Here is a 24,080-nt window from a genome sequence, read left to right as displayed (position 1 = left end):
GAATGTCACAATCACTGGTTGATTCTAGTCAATGAAATGTCCGGGGCGAATTCGCCCCGGACATTTCACTTGTGCGGTCTGGGCTCGGTGAGACTAGCCCTTGGTGATGTCGTGGTACAGCGGGACGGAGTCCCAACCGAACACCACGTTCTCGACGGTGTCAGCCGAGACACCGGTCACGTTGGAGTACCACAGCGGGATGGCCGGGAGGTCCTTGAGCAGGACTTCCTGTGCTTCCTGGTACTTCGCGGTTGCGTCTTCAACGTTGGCAGCGCTCGCGCCTTCCTTGAGGAGGTTGTCGAACTCTTCGCTCGAGTAGTCCTCGTAGTTCGATCCGGCACCGGTCTGGTACAGCGGAGCGAGGAAGTTGTACAGCGACGGGTAGTCGGCCTGCCATCCGGCGCGTGTTCCACCGGTCAGCTTGTCGTTGTCGCGGTCGTCGATCGCTGCTGCGAACGTCGGGTACGGCTTGCCCTGTGCGGTGATGCCGAGGGTGTTCGCGATGCTGTTGGTCACAGCGTCGACCCAGCCCTGGTGGCCACCGTCAGAGTTGTATGCGATGTCGAAGACGGTGTCGCCGTATGGTGCGATAGCGTCAGCCTCTGCCCACAGCTTCTTGGCTTCGTCGGGGTTGTAGTCGAGTACGTCAGCGCCCTCGAGGTCGTCGGTCCAGCCGTCGATCACCGGGGAGGTGAAGTCGGTTGCCGGGGTGCGAGTTCCCTGGAAGATCACGTCGGTGATCTCTTCGCGGTTGATTGCCATCGAGATGGCGGCACGACGGAGCTTGCCTTCTTCGCCGCTCCAGTGCTCGAGGTAGTACGGCATGTTGAAGCCCTGGAAGATCGCGGCAGCCTGGTTCACAGCACGGTCGCCGAAGTCGCTCTCGTAGCTCTCGAATGCCGAGTCCGGGATGGCGTCGAGAACATCGAGGTTACCCGCGAGAACGTCCGCGTATGCGGCATCCTGCGTGGCGTAGAAGATGATCTCAAGGCCGCCGTTGGCCGGCTTGCGAACGCCGTCGTAGTCCGGGTTGGTGACGAGGTTGATCTTTTCCTCGTGAACCCAGGCGCCTTCGCCGTCGAGCATGTACGGGCCATTGCCGATCGGGTTCTCGCCGAAGGCTTCCATGTCCTCGAACGCTGCGCTCGGCAGCGGCATGAATGCCGTGTAACCGAGACGGAGCGGCCAGTCGGCCTCAGGAATCGCGAGTTCGACGGTGAACGTCTTGTCGTCGACAACCTTGAGTCCGGACATTTCCTCGGCGAGTGGAGCGCCGACCTGGATTGCGTTGCCGTCTTCGTCAACCGCACCGCTGGGGTCATCGACCGCGTTCTGCAGGTCGCTGAAACCGACGATGTTGTCGAAGAAGTACGAAGCACCCTGTGCGTTGTCGTACAGCGCCGCATAGTTCCAGGCGTCGACGAACGACTCTGATGTGACTTCTTCGTCGTTGGTGAACTTCCAACCGTCCTTGAGCGTGACAGTCCAGTTGGTGGCGTCGTCAGACTCGATGGATTCGGCAACCTCGTTCTCGATGGCGCCTTCGGCGTCGTACGAGACGAGTCCGGCGAAGATCGAGGTCATGATCTTGCCGCCACCGGTTTCGGTGGTGTTGGCGGGGAGCAGGGACATCTGCGGCTCGCTGCCGTTTGTGGTGATGATTGCGTCAGTGTCGGCCCCGGACGACTTCTCAGTCGAGCCACCGCTGCTGCTGCAGCCCGTGAGCGCCAGGGCGCCTACAGACAACAGCGCGACGGCGCTAAGGCCTACGCGTGATCTTTTCAATTTTCCTCCTGTGCGAGTGCGCACGGCAGACAGTTTTGTGCCCCGACTGCGGTGCTGGATACAAGAACCATAGGTAGCGGTGCGCCCATCTGCAAATTTGTCGGGTGAATCGTTACTTACCGGAAACGTGATCTGCGAATTATTGGCGAATTCGCACATTTTCTGCTCCAAAGGCGTCTTCTGCGCAATTCTTCGGCAAGGATGGCCTCAGGGACGGTAGGGAGATGCGATGGTGACAACCCCGGCCAGGCGCGCGTGGTGGGAAATCGCCATAGTTCTCGGTCTCTCCGTCGGCGCATCCGCCGTCTACTCGCTTGTGTCGCTGACAGCGCGATTGACGTCAGACGTCCCCCTGTCCGAACAGAGCGCAAGCCTCAATCCTTCGCTCAATGAGCGGGAGTGGCTGGATTTCACGTACCAGTTCCTCGGGATCTTTTTCGAACTTTTCGTCGTCGCTCTCGCCCTGTACTTGCTCTGGACCGCATCCGCGAGTGGAGCGGCGCGAATCGGCCTCACGTTCACCGAGCCCGGTCGTGACCTTCGGCGCGGCGTCGTCCTCTTTCTCGCCATCGGCATCCCGGGCATTGCGTTTTATCTCATCGGCCGATTCGTGGGAATCACCGTGGGGATAGAGACCTCTCCCCTCGACACGCACTGGTGGACGGTGCCGATCCTCATTTTTTCCGCTCTTCGCGCCGCGCTCGTCGAAGAGGTCCTCGTGATCGGCTACCTGTTCACACGACTGAAGGAGCGAGGCTGGTCTGACTGGACCATCATCCTGTCGACCTCGCTCCTCCGCGGCAGCTATCACCTTTATCAGGGCGTCGGGCCGTTCTTCGGCAACGTCGCGATGGGCATCGTCTTCGGCTGGTGCTACCGGAGATGGGGCAGGGTGATGCCACTCGTCATCGCCCACCTGCTGCTCGATGTCGCGTCGTTCGTCGGCTATCCCCTGGCGGTCGCGCTGTTCCCCGAGTTTTTCGCGGTGTCTCGGTAAGCGATCTCACCTCTTGTTTGGCCACACAACAAACCACTAGTGTGTCCCCAGCGCACAGGGTGGTGCGCCGCGCGACGATGCGCGAACTTGAGGAGGACCATGCCACACGACGACACGGGTACCCACACCCCAGGAACGGCTATCGACTACATCGCGATAGAAGAGTCACCGGACTTCATCGCTCACAAACGCACGCACAGGAGCTTCGTCTTCCCCCTGGCCGTTGCGTTCCTGCTCTGGTACTTCGCCTACGTTCTGCTGGCGGACTACGCGCACGAGTTCATGGCGACGAAGGTCATCGGAAACATCAACATCGGTCTGATCCTCGGACTCAGCCAGTTCGTGACGACCTTCGCGATCACCACCTGGTATGTCTCGTTTGCCAACCGCAAACTCGACCCGGCCGCAGAGAAATTCCGCAACGAGCTCGAGGAGGCTGAGCGAGCATGAAAACTGTTGGTGATCCGATCCTGAACATCTCCATCTTCGCGGCGTTCGTCGTCGTGACGCTCATCATCGTCATCCGGGCATCGCGCTCGAACAAGACGGCGAACGACTTCTATGCCGCCGGACGTTCATTCAGCGGCGGTCAGAACGGAACGGCAATCGCGGGCGACTACCTGTCCGCTGCGTCGTTCCTCGGCATCTGCGGCGCCATCGCCGTCAACGGTTATGACGGCTTCCTTTACTCCATCGGCTTCCTGGTGGCGTGGCTCGTTGCCCTCCTCCTCGTCGCTGAGCTCCTTCGGAACACGGGCAAGTTCACGATGGCGGATGTCCTCTCCTTCCGCCTGAAGGAACGCCCGGTCCGGCTCGCGGCAGCGACCGCGACGCTTGCCGTGTGCTTCTTCTACCTGCTCGCGCAGATGGCGGGCGCCGGTGGACTCGTGTCGCTGCTCCTCGGTGTCAACGATCGACTCGGCCAGTCCGTTGTCATCGCCGTCGTCGGCATCATCATGATCGCCTACGTGCTCATCGGCGGCATGAAGGGAACCACCTGGGTGCAGATCATCAAGGCTGTGCTCCTCATCGCCGGCGCTGGAGTGATGACCGTCTGGGTGCTCGCGCTCAACGGCTTCAACCTGTCAGCCCTCCTTGGGCAGGCGGTCGCCGTCGCGGGCGAGGACATCCTCAACCCGGGCGCCCAGTACGGCGCGACCGGAACGTCTCGCCTCGACTTCGTGTCGCTCGCGCTCGCGCTCGTGCTCGGTACCGCTGGACTCCCCCACGTGCTGATGCGGTTCTACACGGTGCCAACGGCGAAGGAAGCCCGTCGCAGTGTGGTGTGGGCCATCTGGCTCATCGGCCTGTTCTACCTGTTCACCCTCGTGCTCGGCTACGGCGCCGCGTACCTCGTTGGCGCGGAGCGGATCCTCGCCGCCCCCGGTGGAGTGAACTCGGCTGCACCGCTGCTCGCGTTCGAGCTGGGCGGGTCGATTCTGCTCGGCATCATCTCCGCCGTTGCTTTCGCGACGATCCTCGCCGTCGTCGCGGGGCTCACCATCACCGCGGCAACGTCGTTCGCTCACGACGTGTACGCGAACGTGATCAAGAAGGGTGCCGTTCCCCCGAACGGCGAGGTGAAGGTGGCTCGGATCACCGTCGTGGCAATCGGTCTGCTGGCCATCGCCGGCGGAATCGGCGTTCAGGGACAGAACATCGCGTTCCTGGTCGCCCTCGCGTTCGCCATCGCGGCGAGCGCGAACCTGCCCACCATCCTGTACTCGCTGTTCTGGCGTAAGTTCACCACCCGTGGTGCGCTGTGGAGCATGTACGGCGGGCTCGCATCGGCGTTGATCCTGATCATCTTCTCGCCGGTCATTTCGGGCGCGGAGACCTCGATGTTCAAGGACGTGGACTTCTCCTGGTTCCCGCTGAACAACCCGGGAATCGTGTCGATCCCGCTCGGCTTCCTGCTGGGCTGGCTGGGTACGGTCACCTCGAAGGTCAAGGAAGACCCGCGGATCGCAGCCGAGATGGAGGTGCGCTCTCTCACCGGACACGGTGCGGAGAAGGCATCGTCGCACTAGGTCGGTAGCCCGACTCGGGTTGAGGGCGGGGAGAATGTTTTCTCCTCAGCTCCGTGAGGCGAAGCCTCACGAACGGCGGCAGCCCCTGCCAAGGAAATCTCTCAACGAAACGGCGACCCGCAACCATCTCGGTGGTTGCGGGTTCGCTCGTCTTGGCGTTCAGGGCCGGGCACTCCGGGGGCGTTCGTCGTCATAACTCGCACCCCGAAAACATCCTCCCCGCCCGGACCCCCTCCCGCCCGAGATAAGGAAATAGCGCCCAGACAAGGACGAAAGCTGACACTTGGTCCTTGTCTGGGGCTTTTGTCCTTGTCTGGGCGGGCGGGGTGAGCGTTTTCGGGGTGCCGAGTTATGGGAGGAAGGGGCGGGGCAAGAACGCGGTGTCAATCCGAGTCACACCCATGGCCCCGTCCCTTCCTCCCATTGTTTGAGCTGAGGAGAAAATGCCCACCCCGCCCGCGGCCCGGGGCGAGACCCTGAGAGAAGGAAATAGCGCCCAGACAAGGACGAAAGCTGACACTTGGTCCTTGTCTGGGGCCTTTGTCCTTATCTGGGCTGGCGGGGTGAGCGTTTTCGGGGTGCCGAGTTATGGGAGGAAGGGGCGGGGCAAAAACGCGGTGTCGATCCTTGCCCCACCCAGCGCCCCGCGCCTTCCTCCCATTGTTTGAGCTGAGGAGAAAATGCTCACCCCGCCCGCTTGCCCGGGGCTCGCAAGCCCCGTTACCCATGACCCGATTAACAGGAAATCGCACTGTTATCAGGACGAAAGTTGAGAGATCGTCCTGCTAAACGTGCGATTGCCTGCGCCGCGTGCTGCTACTCGAACGCCTCGGGTGGCGGGCAGGCGCAGACGAGGTTGCGGTCGCCGTACGCGTTGTCGACGCGACGCACCGGTGGCCAGTACTTGGTTCGCACGAGCGACTTCACCGGGTACACGGCCTGCTCGCGGGAGTAGGCGTGCTCCCACTCCCCCTCGATGACGGACTGCGCCGTGTGCGGCGCGTGCACGAGCGGGTTGTCGTTTGCCGGCCACGTTCCCGCGCCGACGGCATCCGCTTCGGCCTTGATCGCGATCATCGCGTCGATGAACCGGTCGATCTCGATGAGGTCTTCGCTCTCGGTCGGTTCCACCATGAGGGTGCCGGCGACCGGGAACGACATCGTCGGTGCGTGGAAGCCGTAGTCGATGAGTCGCTTGGCGACGTCGTCGACGGTCACACCTGTTGCCTCGCGGAGCGGGCGCAGGTCGAGGATGCACTCGTGCGCGACCAGTCCGTTGTCTCCGGTGTAGAGCACCGGGAAGTGCTCACGGAGGCGCACGGCGATGTAGTTCGCAGCGAGCACGGCTGCGCCTGTCGCCTGCTTGAGCCCCTCCGCGCCCATCATGCGGACGTATGCCCACGAGATCGGAAGGATGCTCGGGCTGCCGTACGGCGCCGCCGAGACCGGCCCACCGGCGTGGGTGTATGCACCGTGGTCGTCGCGCTGCGCCATCGGGTGGCCGGGCAGGAACGGCGCGAGGTGCGCCTTCGCCGCGACGGGACCGACACCGGGGCCACCCCCACCGTGCGGGATGCAGAACGTCTTGTGCAGGTTGAGGTGCGAGACGTCCCCGCCGAAGTCACCGAACCTGGCGTATCCGAGCAGCGCGTTGAGGTTGGCGCCGTCGACGTAGACCTGGCCGCCGGCGTCGTGCACGGCCTGGGTGATCGCGGTGATCTCGTGCTCGTACACGCCGTGCGTCGACGGGTACGTGATCATGAGCGCGGCGAGGTCGTCGGCGTGCTCCTCGACCTTCGCCCGCAGGTCGTCGAGGTCGACGTTGCCCATGTCGTCGCAGGCAACGACGACGACCTTCATGCCGGCTAGCACCGCGGATGCCGCGTTCGTGCCGTGTGCGCTGGACGGAATCAGGCAGGTGGTGCGGTTCAGATCACCGTTCGCCCGGTGGTAGGCGCGGATGGCGAGGAGCCCGGCCAGCTCGCCCTGGCTGCCCGCGTTCGGCTGGAGCGACACGGAGTCGTATCCGGTGACCTCGGCCAGCCAGCTCTCGAGCTGTTCGATCAGGCCGAGGTAGCCGAGCACGTCCGCCTCGGGGGCGAACGGGTGCAGCCCGGCGAATTCGGGCCAGGTAATGGCCTCCATCTCGGTCGCGGCGTTGAGCTTCATCGTGCACGAGCCGAGCGGGATCATGCCGCGGTCGAGCGCGTAGTCGCGGTCGGCCAGCTGCTTGAGGTACCGCATCATGGCGGTCTCGGAGTGGTGAGTGTTGAACACCGGGTGGGTGAGGTACTCACTCGAGCGCCGCAGCTCCTCCGGCAGCCGCGTGGACTCGGCGTCACCCGGAGCGGTAATGCGCTCGTCACGAGAGAACCCGAACGCGACGACGACAGCCCGGAGATCGGCATCCGTCGTCGTCTCATCGACCGAGATCCCCACAGTTGCGTCATCGACGAGGTGCAGGTTGATGCCGAGCTCACGAGCGCGCTCGATGATCGTCGCAGCCTCGCCCGGCACGTGCACGCGCAGGGTGTCGAAGAATGACTCGCTCGCGAGCGTGAGGCCGTAGCTCGTGAGAACCGCGGCGAGGGCGTCCGCCCGACGAGCGGTCTCTGCGGCGATCCGACGGATGCCGACCGGCCCGTGATAGACGGCGTACATCGAGGCCATCACGGCGAGGAGCACCTGTGCCGTGCAGATGTTCGACGTCGCCTTCTCACGGCGGATGTGCTGTTCGCGCGTCTGCAGCGTGAGCCGGTAGGCCGGGTGACCGGCGGCATCCTGGCTGACCCCGACGAGCCGACCGGGCAGCTGCCGTTCGAGCCCCTTGCGCACAGCCATGTAGCCCGCGTGCGGGCCGCCAAAGCCCATCGGCACGCCGAAGCGCTGGGAGGTGCCCACCGCGATGTCCGCACCGAGTTCACCGGGCGCGGTGAGCAGCGCGAGGGCGAGCAGGTCGGCCGCGACCACGGAGAGGCCGCCTTTCTCCCTGATCGATGCGAGAACGGATGCCGGGTTCCAGACACGTCCTGATGCACCCGGGTACTGCACGAAAACACCGAATGCGGCCTCGGGCAGCGCGGCGCCGCCGGCAAGGTCGCGCTCGACGAGGTCGATGCCGACCGCCTCGGCCCGGCTCGCGAGGAGAGCCTTGGTCTGCGGGAAGGCATCGGCGTCGACCACGAACACCGTCGAGGTGAGCTTCGAGGCCCGCCGCGCGAGCAGCATGCCCTCGACGACAGCGGTCCCCTCGTCGAGCATCGACGCGTTGGCGGTGTCGAGGCCGGTGAGGTCGGTGACCATGGTCTGGAAGTTGATCAGAGCTTCGAGTCGGCCCTGCGAAATCTCCGGCTGGTACGGCGTGTACGCCGTGTACCAGGACGGATTCTCGAGCACATTGCGCTTGATCACGGCCGGCGTGAGAGTGCCGTAGTAACCGAGCCCGATCATCGAGGTCCGCACCGTATTCGAGTCGGCGAGCTCGCGCAGTTCGGCGAGCGCTTCGCGTTCCGTGGCCGCGGCGGGGATCGACGAACTCGCCAGGTCGGCGACGTGGATGGACTCCGGCAGTGCCGCCTCGACGAGCGCGTCGACCGTGTCGTAGCCGACGGATGCCAGCATGCTCGCCTGCGCAGCGGCATCCGTTCCGATGTGACGCTCAGAGAACAGCTCGCGCATCACTCACCGACCAGCGCTGAGTACTCGTCCCAGCTGAGCAGGTTCGACGGCAGCTCGGTGAAACGCACCCGGATGAGCCAGCCATCGCCGAACGGATCGCTGTTGACGAGTGCCGGGTCGTCGATGACGGCGGCGTTCGCGTCGACCACCGAACCGTTGACCGGCGCGAAGAGCTCGCCGACCGACTTGGTCGACTCGATCTCGCCGACGACGGTTCCCGACGCGAGCGTGCTGTCGACGGCGGGGAGTTCGACGAAGACGACATCGCCGAGCTTGTCTGCGGCGAAGTCAGTGATCCCGACGGTCGCAATGTCACCGTCGATCTCGAGCCATTCGTGCTCCGGGGTGTACTTCAGTGTGGTCTTGTCCGACATGGCTTACTTCTCTCTCCGATAGAACGGCAGTGTGGTGACAGTTGCGGGAATTCGTGTGCCTCGAACGTCGACGGCGAGTTCGGTGCCGGGCGTCGACGCGGCCGGGTCCACGTACGCCATCATGATCGGATGCCCCAGCGTCGGTGACAGCGCACCGCTCGTTACGGTTCCGACCACGGAATCGCCGGAAACCACCGGGTAGCCGGCACGACCGGCACGCCTGCCCGCCGCGGTCAGCCCGACGAGCACACGGGCGTCGTCCGCCGGCCCGGCCTCGACAGCCGCCCGACCGACGAAGTCGCCCTCTTTGGAGAGTGCGACCACCCGGCCGAGAGCGGCCTGTACGGGGAACGTCTCAGTGCCGAGTTCGTGGCCGTACAGCGGCATCCCCGCTTCCAGGCGCAACGTGTCGCGGCTCGCGAGCCCGGCAGGGACGAGTCCGTGTGCTTCGCCCGCTTCTTCGAGAGCGCGCCACAGCAGCACGGCCGCATCGGCCCTGAGGTAAAGCTCGAACCCGTCCTCGCCGGTGTAGCCGGTCCGCGCGATGACGAGCGGAACGCCATTGAAAAACCCGTCGGTCGCCCGGTAGTAGCGGAGTTCATCGAGAGGGACACCGAGCTCACTGAAGCCTGTCGTCTGCTCGAGGATCGTCCGCGAGTTCGGGCCCTGGACGGCGATCAACGCGTAGTCGTCGCTCTGGTCGTCGACGGTGACGTCGAACCCGGACGCCCGCTCCGACAGCGCGGCGGCAGCGGCATCCCGGTTGCCCGCGTTGGCGACCACGAGATACGTCGTGTCACCGAGCCGGTAAACCACGACGTCGTCGAGGATGCCGCCCGCCTCGGTGAGCAGGAGGCTGTACTTCGCCTGCAGGACGTCGATCGACGACAGCCGTCCGGCGAGGGCGAAGTCGAGGAATCGGCCGGCGTCCCGTCCGTACACGAGGATCTCGGCCATGTGGGAGAGATCGAAGATGCCTGCGGCGTTCCGGACCGCCGCGTGCTCCGCGAGATCGCTGGTGTAGCGCACCGGCATCTGCCAGCCAGCGAAATCGGTGAAGCTCGCTCCGAGCTCGGAATGGACCGCGGCGAGCGGGCTGGTGCGTTCTGGTGCGGGGTCTGACACGAGTTCTCCAGGTGTCGCCGGGGCGACGATCGCAAAAAGCGGCTGCGGCACTCAAGGTGCCTGAGGAACTCCCTCTCTGTCATGGGCCTGAGAGTTTCGCTCGCGCAGCCGTCGATCACGGCTGGCGGCTTTCACCGTCGGCGGAACGCCAGGCGTTCGCTTTCCAGAGTGGCCAGTTCGATGCGGTACAGAGACCTGAGAGATTGGCAGGGAGGCTTGCTCCTTCGGTGCCGGGCAAGCCCGGCTCTCCCGCATCGCGTGTGCGGCCCGATATTCGATTTTCGCCCAGCCTACAGTGAGGCGCACTCAGAGTGCTCGGCATCCCAGAGAAAATCTGGCGGATATTTTTATTCAGTTCGGGTCACGTTGACACTAAGATGGGTCTAGTTATAGTCATGGTGACTTTAACTGGAAGGATTCGTGATGGCCGCACACGCAGCGCCCGTCCACGTCGCCGTTTCGACGGTGATCTTTGCGCTTCGGCCATCACCGGTCGATGGCCGCATGACCGTGTGGCTCCCCCTCGTGCGGCGCATCCGTGATCCGTTCGTCGGTATGTGGGCTCTCCCGGGCGGACCTCTCGAGCCCGACGAGGACCTGGCGGAGTCCGCGGCACGTACCCTCGCTGAAACGACGCTGCTGACCCCGCAGTACCTCGAGCAGCTCTACGCGTTCGGCAACACAGACCGCTCCCCCGGCGAGCGCGTCGTCTCAATCGTCTACTGGGCCCTGGTGCGTTCCGATGAGGCCGACATCGCCGTCGAGACCGAGAACGTTCGCTGGTTCGAGGCTGATTCGGTGCCCGAACTCGCCTTCGACCACAGCCTCATCGTGGAGTATGCGCTGTGGCGGCTCCGCAACAAGCTCGAGTACAGCCACATCGCCTCCGCGTTCCTCGGCGACACCTTCACCCTGTCCGAACTGCGCGAGGTCCACGAGGCCGTGCTGCAGAAGTCACTTGACGCGGCCAACTTCCGGCGCCAGATCGAGGGCTCCGGGCAGGTGGTACCGACCGAGCAGCTTCGGACAGGAGGCCGGCATCGCCCCGCCCGCCTCTATCGATACGCGGCAACAGTGGAGACCAACGGGCCCCTCGGCCGCTCGCGTACCGACCGCTCACAGGGAGCATCATGACCCTCACCGCCTCGGTCGACAGCACGCTCATCGAGATCGCCGCCGGAACTGCGCCCGGCGCCGCGTGCAGCCCCGACCTCGTCCAGAAACCCTGGCTGTTCGACTCCCGGCCGCCGGGTTATGGTCCGGGTTCATCGATGGGCGACCTGATTCCCGTCGGTTCACCGCGCCAGGGTGAACTGCCCGCGTTCTACCGCGAGGCATCCACCGAGGAACTGGACCGTCGCATCCGCTCGGCCAAAGAGACGCTGGGGTCGAAGCTCGTCATTCTCGGCCACTTCTACCAGCGTGACGAGGTCGTCGCGTACGCCGACTACGTCGGCGACTCGTTCCAACTCGCGAACGCGGCGAAGGCCCGTACGGACGCAGAGGCCATCGTGTTCTGCGGCGTGCACTTCATGGCCGAGACGGCAGACCTGCTCTCGACCCCGTCACAGTCGGTCATCCTGCCCAACCTCGCCGCCGGCTGCTCGATGGCCGACATGGCGAACATCGACCAGGTCGAGGAATGCTGGGAGGAGCTCACCGAGCTCTACGGCACCGAGCCGGATGCCTCGGGGCGAGTCCCCGTGATCCCCGTCACCTACATGAATTCCTCGGCTGCGCTCAAGGGATTCTGTGGCCGCAACGGCGGTATCGTCTGCACCTCCTCGAACGCGGAAACCGTGCTCGAGTGGGCGTTCGAACGCGGCCAGCGCGTGCTGTTCTTCCCCGACCAGCACCTCGGGCGCAACACGGCAAAGGCGATGGGCGTTCCGCTCGAGCGGATGCCGATGTGGAACCCGAACAAGCCGTTCGGCGGCAACGACGCGCTCGCGCTCCAGGCTGCCCAGGTCATCCTCTGGCACGGCTTCTGCTCGGTGCACAAGCGCTTCACCGTCGAGCAGATCGAACGGGCCCGCGTCGAGCACCCCGGTGTTCGCGTGATCGTGCACCCGGAGTGCCCGATGCCCGTTGTCGACGCGGCCGACGAATACGGCTCGACCGACTACATCCGCAAGGCGATCGAGGCGGCACCCCCCGGTTCCACGTTCGCGATCGGCACGGAGATCAACCTGGTGCAGCGGCTTGCGGCTGAACACCCCGAGCACACGATCTTCTGCCTCGACCCGGTCGTCTGCCCCTGCTCGACGATGTACCGCATCCACCCGGGCTACCTCGCGTGGGTCCTCGACTCGCTCCTCGAGGGGGTCGTGCTCAACCGGATCACCGTGTCGGACGACGTCGCCGAACCCGCTCGCCTCGCCCTCGAGCGGATGCTCGCGGCGAAGCCTCCAGCGCACACGGGAGGCTGATCGTGAAGCGGGTGATCGTCGTCGGGTCCGGAATCGCCGGCCTCACAGCCGCGCTCACGGCGAGCGCCGAACACTCCGTCACCCTGATCACCAAGGGTGCTCTGGGTATGAGCAACACCCGCTTCGCCCAGGGCGGCATCGCGGGCGTAATGTTCGACGACGACAGCGTGAACGCACATATTGCCGACACCCTGGCCGCGGGGGCGGGACTGTGCGACGCGGAAGCCGTCGCCGTGCTCTGCTCGGAAGGCCCCGCGCGCATTCATGAACTCGTCGCGCTCGGGGTGGCGTTCGACAGGCACGAGGGCGAGCTCGCGAAGGGCCGCGAGGCCGCCCACTCCTACCCGCGGGTCCTGCACGCCGGCGGTGACGCCACAGGTGCCGTGATTGAAGCGGCTCTCGTCGATCGCCTTAGGGCCAGCTCCGTCACCGTGCTCGAGCGCGCCTTCCTCCGGGACCTCGTGCTGGAGGACGGCCGGGTCAGCGGCGTCGACCTGCAGGATGCCGACGGCATCCGGTTCCGGCTCGACGCCGACGCGGTGCTCCTGGCGACGGGCGGCGCCGGCCAGCTGTACCCATACACGACCAACCCGTCGGGTGCCACGGGTGACGGAGCGGCCGCCGCGCTTCGGGCCGGTGCCGTGCTCGCGGACCTCGAGTTCTACCAGTTCCACCCGACGGCCCTCGTCACGGCGGCCAACTTCCTCATCTCAGAGGCGGTGCGAGGTGACGGGGCGGTACTCCGCGATGCGACAGGCACCCGGTTCATGCCGGGCATCCACCCCGCCGCCGAGCTCGCGCCGCGTGATGTCGTCGCGAGGGGCATCGCAGCGACAATGGCACGACAGGAAGGCCAACCGGTCGAGCTGGACGCGACGGCGCTCGGTGCCGACTACCTGGCGGCACGATTCCCGGGCATCAATGCCGCCGTGCGAGCCGCCGGCATCGACTGGTCTCGCAAGTCCGTTCCCGTTGCGCCCGCTGCCCACTACTGGATGGGCGGTATCGCCACCGACCTCGACGGCCGCACGTCGATCCCCGGCCTGTTCGCCATCGGCGAGGTTGCCCGCACCGGTGTTCACGGCGCCAACCGACTGGCGTCGAACTCTCTGCTCGAGGGTGCGGTGTTCGGGCGTCGGGCGGCGTCAGCGGTAACAGGCGACCTCTCCCTCGCCGCGCACTTCGACGGAGTGCGCACGGCGTCCGAGCTGCGCCCCCGAGTTGACACGGGCTCGCCCGCCGAGGGCGCTCCCGGCGAGGTGCCGCCGTTCTCCCGGGGTGCCCTGCAACGGCTGCTGTGGGCGAGCGCCGGGCTGAACCGGTCGACCGCCGGTCTCGAGCTAGCCTCGCAGATCCTCGAGGGCTGGAGCATGCTCGACCTCCCGAATGTCACCGAGCACGACCTCGAAGACCGCAACCTGCTCGCCCTCGGTCGAGCGCTCGTCACCGCTGCGCTGGCCCGCACCGAGTCCCGCGGCGCCCATACCCGCACGGACTGTCCGGCCACCGACCCCGGCCAGGCCGCGCCCATCCTGCTGACGGATGCCGCTACGACCCGTTCTCCAGTTTCCGAACACTCCCGAGAGGCCCTCCCATGCTGACCCAGCAACACATCGACCGTGTCGTCGCGCTCGCCCTCGACGAGGACGCCCCGTGGGGCGACCTCACGAGCGAGACTCTCATTCCGGCGACGGCATCGGCGACAGCGCGGCTCGTCGCCCGAGAGCCCGGGGTGTTCAGCGGCGGTGCCGTGTTCGCGGCGGCGTTTCGCCTCACCGAGCCCGCCATCGCCGTCGACCTGCTGCTGGCCGATGGCGAGCCGTTCGAGGCGGGCGACGTCCTGGCATCCGTCACCGGTCCCGCGCGCGGCGTGCTGCAGGCCGAGCGCATCGCCCTCAACTTCGTGCAACGGATGTCAGGAATCGCGACGCAGACGGCACGGTATGTCCAGCAGGTTGCGGGCACGAAGGCGCGCATCGTCGACACCCGGAAGACGACACCGGGCCTTCGCGCGTTCGAGCGCCACGCCGTCCGCTCCGGCGGTGGTTTCAACCATCGCTTCTCGCTCTCCGACGCCGTGATGGCAAAGGACAACCACCTCGCGGTCCTCACGGCGGGCGGCATCTCCGTCACCGATGCTCTCCTCGACGTTCGTTCCCGCCTGTCGCACACGACCCACCTCGAGGTGGAGGTCGACCGCCTCGATCAAATCGAACCGGTACTCGCCGCCGGTGTCGACACGATCATGCTCGACAACTTCAGCCTCGACGAACTGCGGGAGGGTGTCGCCCTCGTCGCCGGTCGCGCGATCATCGAGGCGTCGGGAAACGTGACCATCGACACCGTGGGCGAGATCGCCCGCACCGGGGTCGACGTGATCTCGTCGGGTGCGCTGACCCACAGCATCCGCTCGCTCGATCTTGGCCTCGACGTCGCACTCTCGGCGGATCCCGATGCTGTACCTCGATAACGCGGCGACGACACCGGTGCGCCGGGAGGTACTCGAGGCCATGTGGCCGTACCTCACCGCCGAGTTTGGCAACCCATCCAGTGTGCACACCGTCGGCGAGCGCGCGGCAATGGCGCTCGCCGATGCGCGAAGCCGGGTCGCGGCGGTTCTCGGCGTCCGTGCGAGCGAGGTCGTGTTCACCTCCGGCGGGACCGAGGCCGACAACCTCGCGGTCAAGGGCATCGCGCTCGGCAACCCGCGCGGCAGGCATCTCGTCACGACGGCGATCGAACATGAGGCCGTACTCGAATCGGTGGATTACCTCCGTCGACTGCACGGCTTCACTGTGTCATTCGCGCCGCTCTCCCCCGACGGCATCGTGACGCCCGAGGCGCTCGAGGGTGTGCTGCGCGACGACACGACACTCGTCTCGGTGATGTACGCCAATAACGAGATCGGCACGATCCAGGACATCGCGGCGCTCAGTGCCGTCGCCGCGACCCGGGGCATCCCCTTTCACACCGATGCGGTTCAGGCTGCGGGCTGGCTCGACCTGTCGGTTCCCGCCCTCGGCGTGGATGCGCTGTCGCTCTCCGGTCACAAAATCGGCGCACCGAAAGGCGTCGGCGTGGTGACCCTGCGAGGCCGGCTGCCCATCGAGCCGCTTGTCCACGGTGGTGGCCAGGAGCGGTCGAGGCGCTCGGGCACCGAGAATGTGGCGGGTGCCGTCGGGCTCGCGACGGCTCTCGAACTGGCCGAGGACGAGAGCACGGATGCCGCGGCGCGGCTGGCAGCGCTGCGCTCGGAGTTCACGTCTCGCGTTCGCGCACTCGTCCCGGCTGCTGTGCCGACGGGGCACCCCGTGCAACGCCTGCCCGGCCACGCATCGTTCTGCTTCCCCGGCACCAGCGGAGAGGCGGTGCTTCTCGAACTGGAACGGCACGGGTTCGTGTCATCGAGTGGTTCGGCGTGTGCCGCGGGCAGCGACGAACCGTCGCACGTCCTGACAGCGCTTGGAGTGTCGGCAGAGGTCGCGCACACCGCGGTGCGCTTCACGTTTCCGGCATCGATCACGGCCGGGCAACTCGAGGAGGTGGCGCACGCTGTGGTGGCATCCGTTCGATCGGTCACGCGCATCGGAGCTGGCTCGGTGGCAGCCGTGGAATCGCCGAGGGTCTCTTGACAAGGGTGGGCCGGAGCGTACGGTGAGGCCATGGAGAAGCCACAGGAGCCGGGTCGGAGATTCGGCAAAAAGAAGGCTCGTCCGGTCGACGAGAACTATGACCTCAGCAACGAGGAGATCGTGGCTCCCGAGCTCGCCATCCTCAAGAACTGGCTGCCGGCGGCGAACCCCACCGATGGTCAGCCCTACCGTGAGAGCCGGGCACAGCGCTCGGCACCGAGGAAGCCGCCGGGGCGCATCTACCCGAAGGCCATCGACTCGGATTCCGGCGACTTCTAGTCCCAGCGGTGGTCAGGGGCTGAGCGAGTGCTCGGTCGACGCCGCAACCCGCGGCTCCAGAGGGGTGCGCCCCCGTCACCCCGTGGGACACTGAGCGTGTGCTCGCGAAACTGCCTCTCCCCGCCGCTCTCGATACCGGCCTGCCGGTAACCCTTCGCCGCGCGACGCGGGAAGACCTGGGAGGGTTGATGGCTCTCCTCGCTGACGATCCGATCAGCGCGGGACGCGGAGATCGAGCCGACGAAACGGATGCCGCCGCGTACGCGGGCGCACTCGGCGAGTTGATCGATGATTCCTCGAACGAGGTCATCGTTGCCGTCGATCCGGACGACACTGTCATCGCGACGATGCAGCTCACCAGGGTGCCCGGCATGGCCAGGCGCGGTGCAACCCGGTTGCTGGTCGAGGCGGTGCGGGTCGGAAGCGGGTCTCGCTCGAGCGGTGTTGGCGGCGCCATGATGCGATGGGTGACCGGTACCGCGGCTCCCGCACTCGACGCCGGGCTAGTTCAGCTCACTTCCGACAACGCGAGAACCGACGCCCACCGGTTCTATGAGCGGCTCGGATTTGTCGGGTCTCATCGCGGTTTCAAGTTCCAGGTCGACTGAGTCCGGCTGAGGTTGTCGAGCGCCCGAATACGGGTGCTCGACGTCAAATGCAAGCCCTTGAGCGTCATCGATCGCGCCGCATACCGTGAAGGCATGACAACAGACAGCAGCGATACGACAGGCAACCGTGACGACGAGCTGACGGCGAAAAAGAGTGCAGAGCCATCGTCGGCGACCAGCAGCCGCGATGAGGAACCAACCACTCTGACCGGCGAACGCTCGGCAAGCGCCGAGACCGGGAGCGACAACATCCTTCCGACGCCGGAGCCCACCGAGGGTGGCGCGCCTGCGCCCTAGCCATCGTGGAGCGCCGGTCGCCCTAGCCATCGTGGAGCGCCGGTCGCTGGGCCAGCACCGGCGCTCCGATGAGGCTGGAGCAGGTGAACACGCGTACCCTTGGCACCTGGGCGTGTTTCTCACGCCCGACAAGAATTGAGAACATGGATACCATCGCGCTTCGCCGTTTTGTGGCCGCTGCCGAAGAACTTCACTTTGCGCACGCAGCGAAGCACCTCAACATTCCGCGGTCGACGCTCATCGCCTCGGTCCGTGAACTGGAGAACGAACTGGGCACTCCCCTGTTCGACATGAACGCGTCGACCACGACGCTCACCCCCGCTGGAGCCGAGCTCCTCGCAGACCAGCAGAAGAAGCTCGCGGCGACAGCGGCATCGGTGCAGAACAAACCACAGCCCGCCGGCGGCAAGGCAAAGGCGTCGAAGGGCAAGGGCCGGACGCCCGCCGTGAAGGGCCAGCCCCGTCCGGGCAAGCGACGCCAGTCCCGCTGAACCACGCTAAGTTCCGCTGGGTTACGCCCGGCTGCCGCTGAGGGACGCCCGTACCCCGCGAAAATGTAGCGGATTCCAAATTCATGCAGTGTCTGCACGTATCCGGGGTTAGGCTGAAGAGATGACTCACGCGGAAACACCCACGCCCGTCCGACGCACGTCGCTCGCAGCGACGGTCGCGCAGGTCATCCTGGGCCTGTTCCTGCTGACCGCCGGCGTCGGCCACCTCACCGTCGCGAGGGATGCGTTCCAGGCGCAGGTTCCCACCTGGCTGCCCATCGATGTCGACTTCGTGGTCGTGGCATCCGGCATCGTCGAGATCGTGCTCGGGCTGTCTCTTCTCCTGCTCTGGCGCTGGCGGGTGCCCGTTGGCTGGATCGTGGCGGCATTCTTTGTGGCGATCTTCCCTGGCAACATCTCGCAGTTCACCACGGGCACCGACTCATTCGGCCTCAACGACGATCTCAGCCGCGGCATCCGTCTGCTGTTCCAGCCGCTGCTCGTGATCTGGGCGCTGTGGTCCACCGGCGCATGGCGCGCGTGGCGGAACCGCCGCGCTGCCGCGAAGCACGATCCTCTTGCGGCATAGAGCGGGCGGAGTCCTCCATGATCATCGACGTCCCCACCTCGCTCGGCCCTGGCAGATTGACGGTCAGCGAGGCAGCGCAGCCTCGAGCCGTTGTCTGGCTGGGTCACGGTGCCGGCGGCGGGATCGGCGCCCTCGATCTCGCCGCGGTGGCCGACCATTTGCCCGATCATGGCTTCACCGTGGTGCGCTACGAGCAACCATGGCGTGTCGCCGGGAAGAAGCTTGCCCCGCGCCCGGCGACGCTCGATATCGCGTGGCGGGAGACAGCGCCCGCCGTTGCCGAGTTGGCCGCCGGGCTTCCGCTGGTGGTTGGTGGGCGAAGCGCCGGAGCACGTGTGGCCTGCCGGACCGCCGACGATCTGGGCGCTGCCGCTGTCGTGTGCCTGGCCTTCCCGCTGCACCCGCCTGGAAAGCCGGAGAAGACGCGACTGGATGAACTGCTGCTGCCGTCGGCCCCCACTCTGGTGTTGCAGGGTGACCGCGACACCTTCGGTACGGCGAGCGACGTTGAACGCGAGGTCGGTAGCAGCGGCTCGATTCGGGTCGTGCCGATTCCCGGTGCAGACCACAGCATGAAGGTACTCGCCTCGTCGCCGCTGAAGGCGCGGGATGTTGCCGCGCTGGTGACGGCATCCGTCGCTGACTTTCTCGAGGGAGTGCTCACATGATTCGGTCACGCGCGCTTGCCAGGGCGGATGTGGCCGACGCGCCGGTCGCTGTGTTGCTGCCGGGGGTGGGCTACACGATCCAGGGGCCGCTGCTGTACTGGTGTGCGCAGATGCTCTCCGAGCGTGGCTGGCATGTGCAGGGCGTCGAGTGGAACGTCGATGCGGCGGCGGACCCGGTGTCCTTCGTGGAGGAAGCGGTCACCACCGCGTTCAACTCAGCACCGCCCGCCTCTCGGCGGCTCATCGTCGCGAAGTCGTTCGGCAGCTTCGCGCTGCCGTGGGCTCTGCGGGAGGGAGTTCCCGGGGTCTGGCTGACGCCGGTGCTCACCAGCGACGTGGTGCGGGATGCGCTTGCCGGGGCGCCGAGTTCTCACCTCGCGATCGGTGGCGACGCGGATGAGATGTGGGTGCCGGATGCTGTTCCCGCCGGTCAAGCGGTTCTTGTCACGATTCCGGGAGCGAACCACTCCCTCACCGTGAAGGCCGGCTGGCGGGCATCACTTGACGCCCAGTCCCGGGTCTTTGAGACGATCTCGGCCCACGTGGAGTCGCTCGGGTAGCGACCGCTCGCGCTATTTCCGCTTTGCCGCGGCCTTCGCCAGGCGTTTCGTTTCGCGCACCTTCGTGAGGGAGTCGGCATCCACGATGTCGGCCACCGAGCGGGTGCTGCCATCCTCACCGTAGGCACCGGCGGCCTCGCGCCATCCTTCGCCGTCGAAGCCATACTGCTTGCCGAGGAGGGCGACGAAGATCCGGGCCTTCTGGTCGCCGAAACCCGGCAGTGCCTTGAGCCTGCGGTAAACCTCAGCGCCGGTCGGGGAATCCCTAGTCCAGATCGAAGAGGCGTCGCCATCCCAGTCGTCGATGATGGCCTGGCACAGCGCCTGAACCCGGGTAGCCATGCTGGCGGGATAGCGGTGAACGGCGGGAGGTGTCTTGAACAGCTCGCTGAAGGCATCCGGGTCCGCACCGGCAATGGATGCTGCGTCGAAGGAGCCGAGTCGCTCGCTGATTTTGAGAGGTCCGGCGAATGCGCTCTCCATGGGGACCTGCTGGTCGAGGAGCATTCCGATCAGGAGCGCGAGCGGGTCGTTCGAGAGGAGGGCGTCGGCGTTGGCGTCGCCGGTGATGTTGAGAGTGCCGGTCATGTGTCCATTCTCGCAGCGACGCGGTAGGCGTGCCAGCCGGGGCGGCGGAGGTGCACCCGAGGCAGCGTCAGCGAAGCCCCGGGAGGAACAACCGGGCACCGAGCCACCTATTGCGCTTCGCCCCCACGATTCTCCTCCCGAAACACCGCCACTGCGGCAGCTGCAGCCGAGCAGAGGCGCAGCCGAGCAGAGACGGCAGCCGAGCGGAGGCACAGCCGAGCGGAGGCGCAGCCGAGCAGAGGCCGCAGCCGGGCACCGAGGCGGCAGCCGGGCAGAGACGGCAGCCGAGCGGAGGCACTAACCGGGTCCCGGGGCGTCAGTGAAGCTCCGGGAGGAAAAACCGGGCACCGAGCCCCCTATTACGCCCCGCCCCCACGATCCTCCTCCCGAAACACGGCGGACGGGACTCGGACCCCGCACGTCCCGCAGAGATTGCCCAACGGGACTCTCCAGCGCAGTTGGGCGTCGGTTGCGGTGCAGCCGAAGCAGCGGCAGCTGCCAGCCCAGCGCAGGCACCAGCCGAGCGCAGGCGTCAGCGGAGCTCCGGGAGGAATAACCGGGCACCCAACCACCTGCTGTGCTCCACCACGACGATTCTCCTCCCCAAAACCCCCACAGCCCCTGATCCCAGACGCCAAAGAAGGTGCCGGCGGGGCGGCCATCGCTCTGGGCTGGGTCAACGTCAATGTCAGTGGTTGGGTGTGTACTGAAGTCATGAACATCCCGGTCAACAGCCCGATCCGCACCCTCACAGGGTCGCGTTCGAACGCCCGGGATGGTGCCGGTGTGAGACCCCCAGTGTGGCAGTTTCAATGTCAGTGGTTGGGTGTGTACTGAGGTTATGAATATCCCGGTTAGCAGCCCGATCCGCACCCGTTCCAGTGCGGCGAACTCCGCTGTGGCCATGCATTATGTCCTCGCCTTAACTGGTGGGGGTGTGCGGGTGTCATGAGTCTCGCGGTGAGCGACTTTCCGCCGGCATCGGTGCCGGAGGGGGAGAGTGCGCTCACCGGGTTGCTCACGCACCTGGGTCAGGTGGTTGATGTTCTTGACCTGGACCACCTCGACCGGTTGACCGGGGAACAGCTGTTGACGCAGCTGGGTCAGGTCGCCGGGGTGGTGCGTGCCGGTGAGGCGGTCCTTGCCGCGTTGAGTGCCGAGGTCGCTGACCGGTCCGACCCCACCCGCGGCAACGACGGGTTGGCGGTGAAACACAACTATCAGCGTCCGTCGCATCTGATCGAGGTGATCACCGGGGTGTCCTCGGCGGCCGCGTCACGGTTGATCCGGGTGGGACAGCGCACCTGCCGGAGGCTCACTGACGCTGGGTTTCCGTTACCGCCGTTGTTTCCGGTGGTCGGGGAGGCGTTCCGGCAGGGCCTGATCGGGGTGGAAACCGCCGAAGCGATCACCCGGGAGCTGTCCCTCGCCGCACCTCGTGCCGAGGTGGAACACCTGACTATTGCCGAGCGCACCCTGGTCAGTGAGGCGGTCGGTGCCGGCTGGCGCGACGGGTTACCCATGTCGGCCGATTTGGTGGGGATTCAGGCTCGGCAGTGGCGTGACCGGTTGGACGAAGACGGGATTGAACCCCTGACCGACAAAGCGTTCCAGAAACGCGATTTCTGGATCGCCCGTGCCGCGAAGGACGGGTTGGTGAAGTTCGGTGGGCAGGTCACCGTCGATGTCGGAGCGAAACTCCACGCCCTGCTGGATGCGGTGCTGAGCCCGAAAACCGCGGACCGATACGAGACAACCGACCCCGCCGAGGCATCGGCCGGCGAGGCAGGTGATCAGGCGCCGGACGAACCCATCCGGGCCCGCCGGACCGCGGGGCAGCAACGCGCTGACGTGTTCGCCGCGATGATCGACGCCCTCGCCCGCTCCACCGACACACCATCGGTCACGGGTGCGGCACCCACCGTGGTTGTCACCGTGAACGCGGACGTGATCGACTCGAAGTCCGGTACCGGCCAGATCGTGGGAGTGAACAGCCCGGTGGCGGCGTCAACGATCACGCAGATTCTGTGTGATGCGAGCATCATCCCGGTGTTCATCGACCCCGACGGCACGGTTGTCGCCCTCGGCAACGACCAGCGCGGGTTCAACCGGACCCAGCGAATGGGAATGATCGCCCGCGACGGAGCGACCTGCGCGATGCCGGACTGTCAGATCCCGGCCACCGGCTGCGAAGCCCACCACATCATCCCGCACTCCGAAGGCGGGCCCACCCATCTCGATAACGGAGTCTTGTTCTGCTGGTTCCACCATCGGATGGTCGACACCGGGGTTTTCACGGTCACGATGGTGAACGGCAAACCCAAGGTCACCATCGCCGAATGGATCCGCCGCAAACCATACTTCCAGTAAGAAAATGGCACGCGGAGATGGCGAAACCGACCTCCCGAACGTACACATCGAACGACCCGGTGAGGCGGTGCAGATTCCCGCACACGCAACGCCCCGCATGGGAACCGCTCAGCGGCCGCTCGAATCCCCCGACTCAAATTCACGCAACCACTTGGACAACAGGCCCCGCAACAGATCCTGTTCCTGCTCGGTCAGCGCCTCAAGCAGTCGGTGCTCATTCGCCACGTGATCGGTGAACGCCTCGTCGATAAGCACCCGACCTTTTTCGGTGAGCGCCACAACTCGACCTCGCCCGTCGACGTCACTCTTGCGCCTGGTCACCAGCCCGGCCTCCGCCAGCCGATCAACTCGCTTGGTCATCGCCCCGGTCGTAACCATCGTTGACGCCGACAACTCCCCCGGCGTCCGCTCAAACGGCTCGCCCGCACGCCGCAGCGTAGCCAGCACATCGAAGTCGCCTTCGCCCAAACCGTGCTTGCGATAGACCCCAACGAGTTCATCCGTGAGAAAGCCGCCGAGCCTGTGCAGTCGCCCAATCACTCCCTGCGGCGACACGTCAAGATCCGGACGCGCCCGCCGCCATTCCGCCTGAATTTTGTCGACGTGGTCCGGATGATCGCTCATCTCTTCACTATATCTTCCTTGTAAGGTACATTGTCTTCCATGGAAGGCAATCTACGCTGGGTTCTCATCGCGGCGATTGCGCCGGTGGCGTGGGGCTCCACCTACGTCGTCACGCAGCACCTGCTGCCAGCCGAATCACCACTGTTCGGCGCCGTCCTTCGCGCTCTCCCCGCCGGCATCCTCCTACTGGCCCTCACCCGCACTCTGCCCACCGGGTCGTGGTGGTGGAAATCGCTCGTGCTCGGCACCCTCAATATCGGCGCGTTTTTCGCGCTGATCTACGCAGCCGCGCAACTGCTGCCGTCAGGGATCGCGTCGACGCTGATGGCGACATCCCCCGCCGTCATGATGCTGCTCGCCTGGCCGATGCTGTCCGAACGCCCACGCGCGCTCGCGCTCCTCGGCGCCGGCATAGGAATCGGTGGCGTCTTCCTCATGCTGGGCACGGGTGAGGCCTCCCCCAATGCTCTCGGCGTCCTCGCCTCTGTGTGCGCGATGGTGCTGTCATCGTTCGGCTTCATGCTCACCAAGAAGTGGAGCGCAGGTGTCAACGTCCTGTCGCTCACGGCCTGGCAGCTCATCGCGGGCGGACTCGTCATCCTCCCGATCGCACTTCTCGTCGAGGGCGGCCCTCCGCAGCTCAATCCACCGGCGATTCTCGGCTTTCTCTACCTCACCCTCGTCGCCACGGCACTCGCTTACGTGGCATGGTTCACCGGTCTTCGCCACCTCAGCGCCGGAACTGTCGGCCTGATCGGACTGCTCAACCCCGTCACCGGAGTATTGCTCGGCGCAGCACTCGGCGCCGAAGTCTTCGCGCTGCCGCAGCTGTTCGGCATCGTCCTCGTCTTCGCCGGGATCGTGATCGGCCAACCCGCCGCAGCACGGGTGTTCGTGACAATGCGACGCACCCGCTACTGACCTCGATGACGGATGCCGCCCGCAGTGAACGCCGC

Annotated in this window: 23 protein-coding genes and 2 riboswitches; of the genes, 17 read left to right on the top strand and 6 right to left on the bottom strand. The window is 66.0% G+C overall.

Going from position 1 to position 24,080, the window contains the following annotated elements; all coding sequences use genetic code 11:
• Positions 1 to 93: 93 nt before the first annotated feature.
• On the bottom strand, positions 94 to 1,785 hold the full coding sequence (locus AC1C2N_RS15255; protein WP_495434452.1) for a peptide ABC transporter substrate-binding protein: 1,692 nt from the start codon (positions 1,783 to 1,785) through the stop codon (positions 94 to 96).
• Positions 1,786 to 2,014: 229 nt separating this feature from the next.
• Here AC1C2N_RS15255 and AC1C2N_RS15250 point away from each other — a divergent pair, with 229 nt between their 5' ends.
• The 3 genes from AC1C2N_RS15250 to AC1C2N_RS15240 all read left to right on the top strand — a co-directional run bounded on the left by AC1C2N_RS15250 (position 2,015) and on the right by AC1C2N_RS15240 (position 4,812).
• Entirely contained in the window at positions 2,015 to 2,782 is a 768-nt protein-coding gene (locus AC1C2N_RS15250; RefSeq protein ID WP_483404585.1) for a CPBP family intramembrane glutamic endopeptidase, read from the top strand.
• A gap of 99 nt (positions 2,783 to 2,881) precedes the next feature.
• Complete coding sequence (locus AC1C2N_RS15245) at positions 2,882 to 3,232, top strand: DUF485 domain-containing protein (RefSeq protein WP_108391473.1); 351 nt, start codon at positions 2,882 to 2,884, stop codon at positions 3,230 to 3,232.
• Positions 3,229 to 4,812, top strand: coding sequence for a monocarboxylic acid transporter (locus tag AC1C2N_RS15240; protein ID WP_483404587.1), 1,584 nt, complete (start codon positions 3,229 to 3,231; stop codon positions 4,810 to 4,812). The genes AC1C2N_RS15245 and AC1C2N_RS15240 overlap by 4 nt, the downstream gene beginning before the upstream one ends.
• Positions 4,813 to 5,628: 816 nt before the next feature.
• Here the strand turns inward: AC1C2N_RS15240 and gcvP are convergent.
• Genes gcvP through gcvT form a run of 3 tightly spaced genes read right to left on the bottom strand, consistent with a single transcriptional unit; the run spans position 5,629 to position 9,989 of the window.
• On the bottom strand, positions 5,629 to 8,490 hold the full coding sequence (gcvP, locus tag AC1C2N_RS15235) for an aminomethyl-transferring glycine dehydrogenase (protein WP_495434451.1): 2,862 nt from the start codon (positions 8,488 to 8,490) through the stop codon (positions 5,629 to 5,631).
• Positions 8,490 to 8,864: a glycine cleavage system protein GcvH gene (gcvH, locus tag AC1C2N_RS15230; RefSeq protein WP_483404589.1), complete on the bottom strand. Its 375-nt coding sequence runs from the start codon at positions 8,862 to 8,864 to the stop codon at positions 8,490 to 8,492. Before gcvH ends, gcvP begins: the two co-directional genes overlap by 1 nt.
• A gap of 3 nt (positions 8,865 to 8,867) precedes the next feature.
• A complete protein-coding gene (gene gcvT / locus AC1C2N_RS15225) occupies positions 8,868 to 9,989 on the bottom strand; it encodes a glycine cleavage system aminomethyltransferase GcvT (protein WP_495434450.1) in 1,122 nt (373 codons plus the stop codon).
• 69 nt (positions 9,990 to 10,058) lie between these two features.
• A riboswitch (glycine riboswitch) is annotated at positions 10,059 to 10,161 on the bottom strand.
• A 1-nt stretch (position 10,162) separates the two neighbouring features.
• A riboswitch (glycine riboswitch) is annotated at positions 10,163 to 10,251 on the bottom strand.
• Between the two features lie 161 nt (positions 10,252 to 10,412).
• Between gcvT and AC1C2N_RS15220 the strand changes: the two genes are divergently transcribed.
• The 12 genes from AC1C2N_RS15220 to AC1C2N_RS15165 all read left to right on the top strand — a co-directional run bounded on the left by AC1C2N_RS15220 (position 10,413) and on the right by AC1C2N_RS15165 (position 19,542).
• On the top strand, positions 10,413 to 11,123 hold the full coding sequence (locus AC1C2N_RS15220) for an NUDIX hydrolase (RefSeq protein ID WP_495434449.1): 711 nt from the start codon (positions 10,413 to 10,415) through the stop codon (positions 11,121 to 11,123).
• Complete coding sequence (gene nadA, locus AC1C2N_RS15215) at positions 11,120 to 12,418, top strand: quinolinate synthase NadA (RefSeq protein WP_495434448.1); 1,299 nt, start codon at positions 11,120 to 11,122, stop codon at positions 12,416 to 12,418. The genes AC1C2N_RS15220 and nadA overlap by 4 nt, the downstream gene beginning before the upstream one ends.
• 2 nt (positions 12,419 to 12,420) lie before the next feature.
• The gene (gene nadB, locus AC1C2N_RS15210; RefSeq protein ID WP_495434447.1) at positions 12,421 to 14,019 is read left to right on the top strand and encodes an L-aspartate oxidase; all 1,599 of its coding nucleotides are present in this window, start codon (positions 12,421 to 12,423) and stop codon (positions 14,017 to 14,019) included.
• Entirely contained in the window at positions 14,013 to 14,888 is an 876-nt protein-coding gene (nadC, locus tag AC1C2N_RS15205; protein ID WP_495434446.1) for a carboxylating nicotinate-nucleotide diphosphorylase, read from the top strand. The genes nadB and nadC overlap by 7 nt, the downstream gene beginning before the upstream one ends.
• Positions 14,872 to 16,050, top strand: a complete 1,179-nt coding sequence (locus tag AC1C2N_RS15200; RefSeq protein ID WP_495434445.1) for a cysteine desulfurase family protein — start codon at positions 14,872 to 14,874, stop codon at positions 16,048 to 16,050. Before nadC ends, AC1C2N_RS15200 begins: the two co-directional genes overlap by 17 nt.
• A 30-nt stretch (positions 16,051 to 16,080) precedes the next feature.
• Positions 16,081 to 16,329, top strand: coding sequence for a hypothetical protein (locus AC1C2N_RS15195; protein ID WP_483404596.1), 249 nt, complete (start codon positions 16,081 to 16,083; stop codon positions 16,327 to 16,329).
• A 98-nt stretch (positions 16,330 to 16,427) separates the two neighbouring features.
• Positions 16,428 to 16,937 (top strand): GNAT family N-acetyltransferase, encoded by a 510-nt coding sequence (locus AC1C2N_RS15190; protein ID WP_495434444.1) that lies wholly within the window; start codon positions 16,428 to 16,430, stop codon positions 16,935 to 16,937.
• 93 nt (positions 16,938 to 17,030) lie between these two features.
• Positions 17,031 to 17,234, top strand: coding sequence for a hypothetical protein (locus AC1C2N_RS15185; RefSeq protein WP_495434443.1), 204 nt, complete (start codon positions 17,031 to 17,033; stop codon positions 17,232 to 17,234).
• A gap of 143 nt (positions 17,235 to 17,377) precedes the next feature.
• Positions 17,378 to 17,725 carry a LysR family transcriptional regulator gene (locus AC1C2N_RS15180; protein WP_495434442.1) on the top strand — a complete coding sequence of 116 codons (348 nt, stop codon included), beginning with the start codon at positions 17,378 to 17,380 and terminating at the stop codon, positions 17,723 to 17,725.
• Between the two features lie 121 nt (positions 17,726 to 17,846).
• Complete coding sequence (locus AC1C2N_RS15175) at positions 17,847 to 18,314, top strand: DoxX family protein (RefSeq protein WP_495434441.1); 468 nt, start codon at positions 17,847 to 17,849, stop codon at positions 18,312 to 18,314.
• A 17-nt stretch (positions 18,315 to 18,331) separates the two neighbouring features.
• Positions 18,332 to 18,982, top strand: coding sequence for an alpha/beta hydrolase family protein (locus tag AC1C2N_RS15170; protein WP_495434440.1), 651 nt, complete (start codon positions 18,332 to 18,334; stop codon positions 18,980 to 18,982).
• Entirely contained in the window at positions 18,979 to 19,542 is a 564-nt protein-coding gene (locus AC1C2N_RS15165; RefSeq protein ID WP_495434439.1) for an alpha/beta hydrolase, read from the top strand. The genes AC1C2N_RS15170 and AC1C2N_RS15165 overlap by 4 nt, the downstream gene beginning before the upstream one ends.
• Positions 19,543 to 19,554: 12 nt before the next feature.
• Here the strand turns inward: AC1C2N_RS15165 and AC1C2N_RS15160 are convergent, their stop codons facing one another.
• On the bottom strand, positions 19,555 to 20,130 hold the full coding sequence (locus AC1C2N_RS15160) for an HhH-GPD-type base excision DNA repair protein (RefSeq protein WP_495434438.1): 576 nt from the start codon (positions 20,128 to 20,130) through the stop codon (positions 19,555 to 19,557).
• 960 nt (positions 20,131 to 21,090) lie between these two features.
• Here AC1C2N_RS15160 and AC1C2N_RS15155 point away from each other — a divergent pair.
• Positions 21,091 to 22,500 (top strand): HNH endonuclease signature motif containing protein, encoded by a 1,410-nt coding sequence (locus AC1C2N_RS15155; protein WP_495434437.1) that lies wholly within the window; start codon positions 21,091 to 21,093, stop codon positions 22,498 to 22,500.
• A gap of 108 nt (positions 22,501 to 22,608) precedes the next feature.
• Here the strand turns inward: AC1C2N_RS15155 and AC1C2N_RS15150 are convergent, their stop codons facing one another.
• Positions 22,609 to 23,124: a MarR family winged helix-turn-helix transcriptional regulator gene (locus tag AC1C2N_RS15150; protein WP_495434436.1), complete on the bottom strand. Its 516-nt coding sequence runs from the start codon at positions 23,122 to 23,124 to the stop codon at positions 22,609 to 22,611.
• Between the two features lie 39 nt (positions 23,125 to 23,163).
• On the opposite strand from AC1C2N_RS15150, the gene AC1C2N_RS15145 reads away from it, so the two are divergent.
• Complete coding sequence (locus tag AC1C2N_RS15145; RefSeq protein ID WP_495434435.1) at positions 23,164 to 24,045, top strand: EamA family transporter; 882 nt, start codon at positions 23,164 to 23,166, stop codon at positions 24,043 to 24,045.
• Positions 24,046 to 24,080: the final 35 nt, after the last annotated feature.

The organism is Mycetocola sp. Y791 (assembly GCF_059445325.1).
Note: the sequence above shows the minus strand (reverse complement) of the source record. Positions and strands in the feature narration are given on the sequence as shown.

Coding starts and splice junctions, on each gene's coding strand:
- AC1C2N_RS15185 (WP_495434443.1), top strand. CDS start 17,031: ATGACAACAGACAGCAGCGATACGACAGGCAACCGTGACGACGAGCTG.
- AC1C2N_RS15250 (WP_483404585.1), top strand. CDS start 2,015: ATGGTGACAACCCCGGCCAGGCGCGCGTGGTGGGAAATCGCCATAGTT.
- AC1C2N_RS15170 (WP_495434440.1), top strand. CDS start 18,332: ATGATCATCGACGTCCCCACCTCGCTCGGCCCTGGCAGATTGACGGTC.
- AC1C2N_RS15195 (WP_483404596.1), top strand. CDS start 16,081: ATGGAGAAGCCACAGGAGCCGGGTCGGAGATTCGGCAAAAAGAAGGCT.
- AC1C2N_RS15245 (WP_108391473.1), top strand. CDS start 2,882: ATGCCACACGACGACACGGGTACCCACACCCCAGGAACGGCTATCGAC.
- AC1C2N_RS15240 (WP_483404587.1), top strand. CDS start 3,229: ATGAAAACTGTTGGTGATCCGATCCTGAACATCTCCATCTTCGCGGCG.
- nadA (WP_495434448.1), top strand. CDS start 11,120: ATGACCCTCACCGCCTCGGTCGACAGCACGCTCATCGAGATCGCCGCC.
- gcvP (WP_495434451.1), bottom strand. CDS start 8,490: ATGCGCGAGCTGTTCTCTGAGCGTCACATCGGAACGGATGCCGCTGCG.
- gcvH (WP_483404589.1), bottom strand. CDS start 8,864: ATGTCGGACAAGACCACACTGAAGTACACCCCGGAGCACGAATGGCTC.
- AC1C2N_RS15160 (WP_495434438.1), bottom strand. CDS start 20,130: ATGACCGGCACTCTCAACATCACCGGCGACGCCAACGCCGACGCCCTC.
- nadC (WP_495434446.1), top strand. CDS start 14,013: ATGCTGACCCAGCAACACATCGACCGTGTCGTCGCGCTCGCCCTCGAC.
- AC1C2N_RS15180 (WP_495434442.1), top strand. CDS start 17,378: ATGGATACCATCGCGCTTCGCCGTTTTGTGGCCGCTGCCGAAGAACTT.
- AC1C2N_RS15145 (WP_495434435.1), top strand. CDS start 23,164: ATGGAAGGCAATCTACGCTGGGTTCTCATCGCGGCGATTGCGCCGGTG.
- AC1C2N_RS15220 (WP_495434449.1), top strand. CDS start 10,413: ATGGCCGCACACGCAGCGCCCGTCCACGTCGCCGTTTCGACGGTGATC.
- AC1C2N_RS15165 (WP_495434439.1), top strand. CDS start 18,979: ATGATTCGGTCACGCGCGCTTGCCAGGGCGGATGTGGCCGACGCGCCG.
- AC1C2N_RS15175 (WP_495434441.1), top strand. CDS start 17,847: ATGACTCACGCGGAAACACCCACGCCCGTCCGACGCACGTCGCTCGCA.
- AC1C2N_RS15200 (WP_495434445.1), top strand. CDS start 14,872: ATGCTGTACCTCGATAACGCGGCGACGACACCGGTGCGCCGGGAGGTA.
- AC1C2N_RS15150 (WP_495434436.1), bottom strand. CDS start 23,124: ATGAGCGATCATCCGGACCACGTCGACAAAATTCAGGCGGAATGGCGG.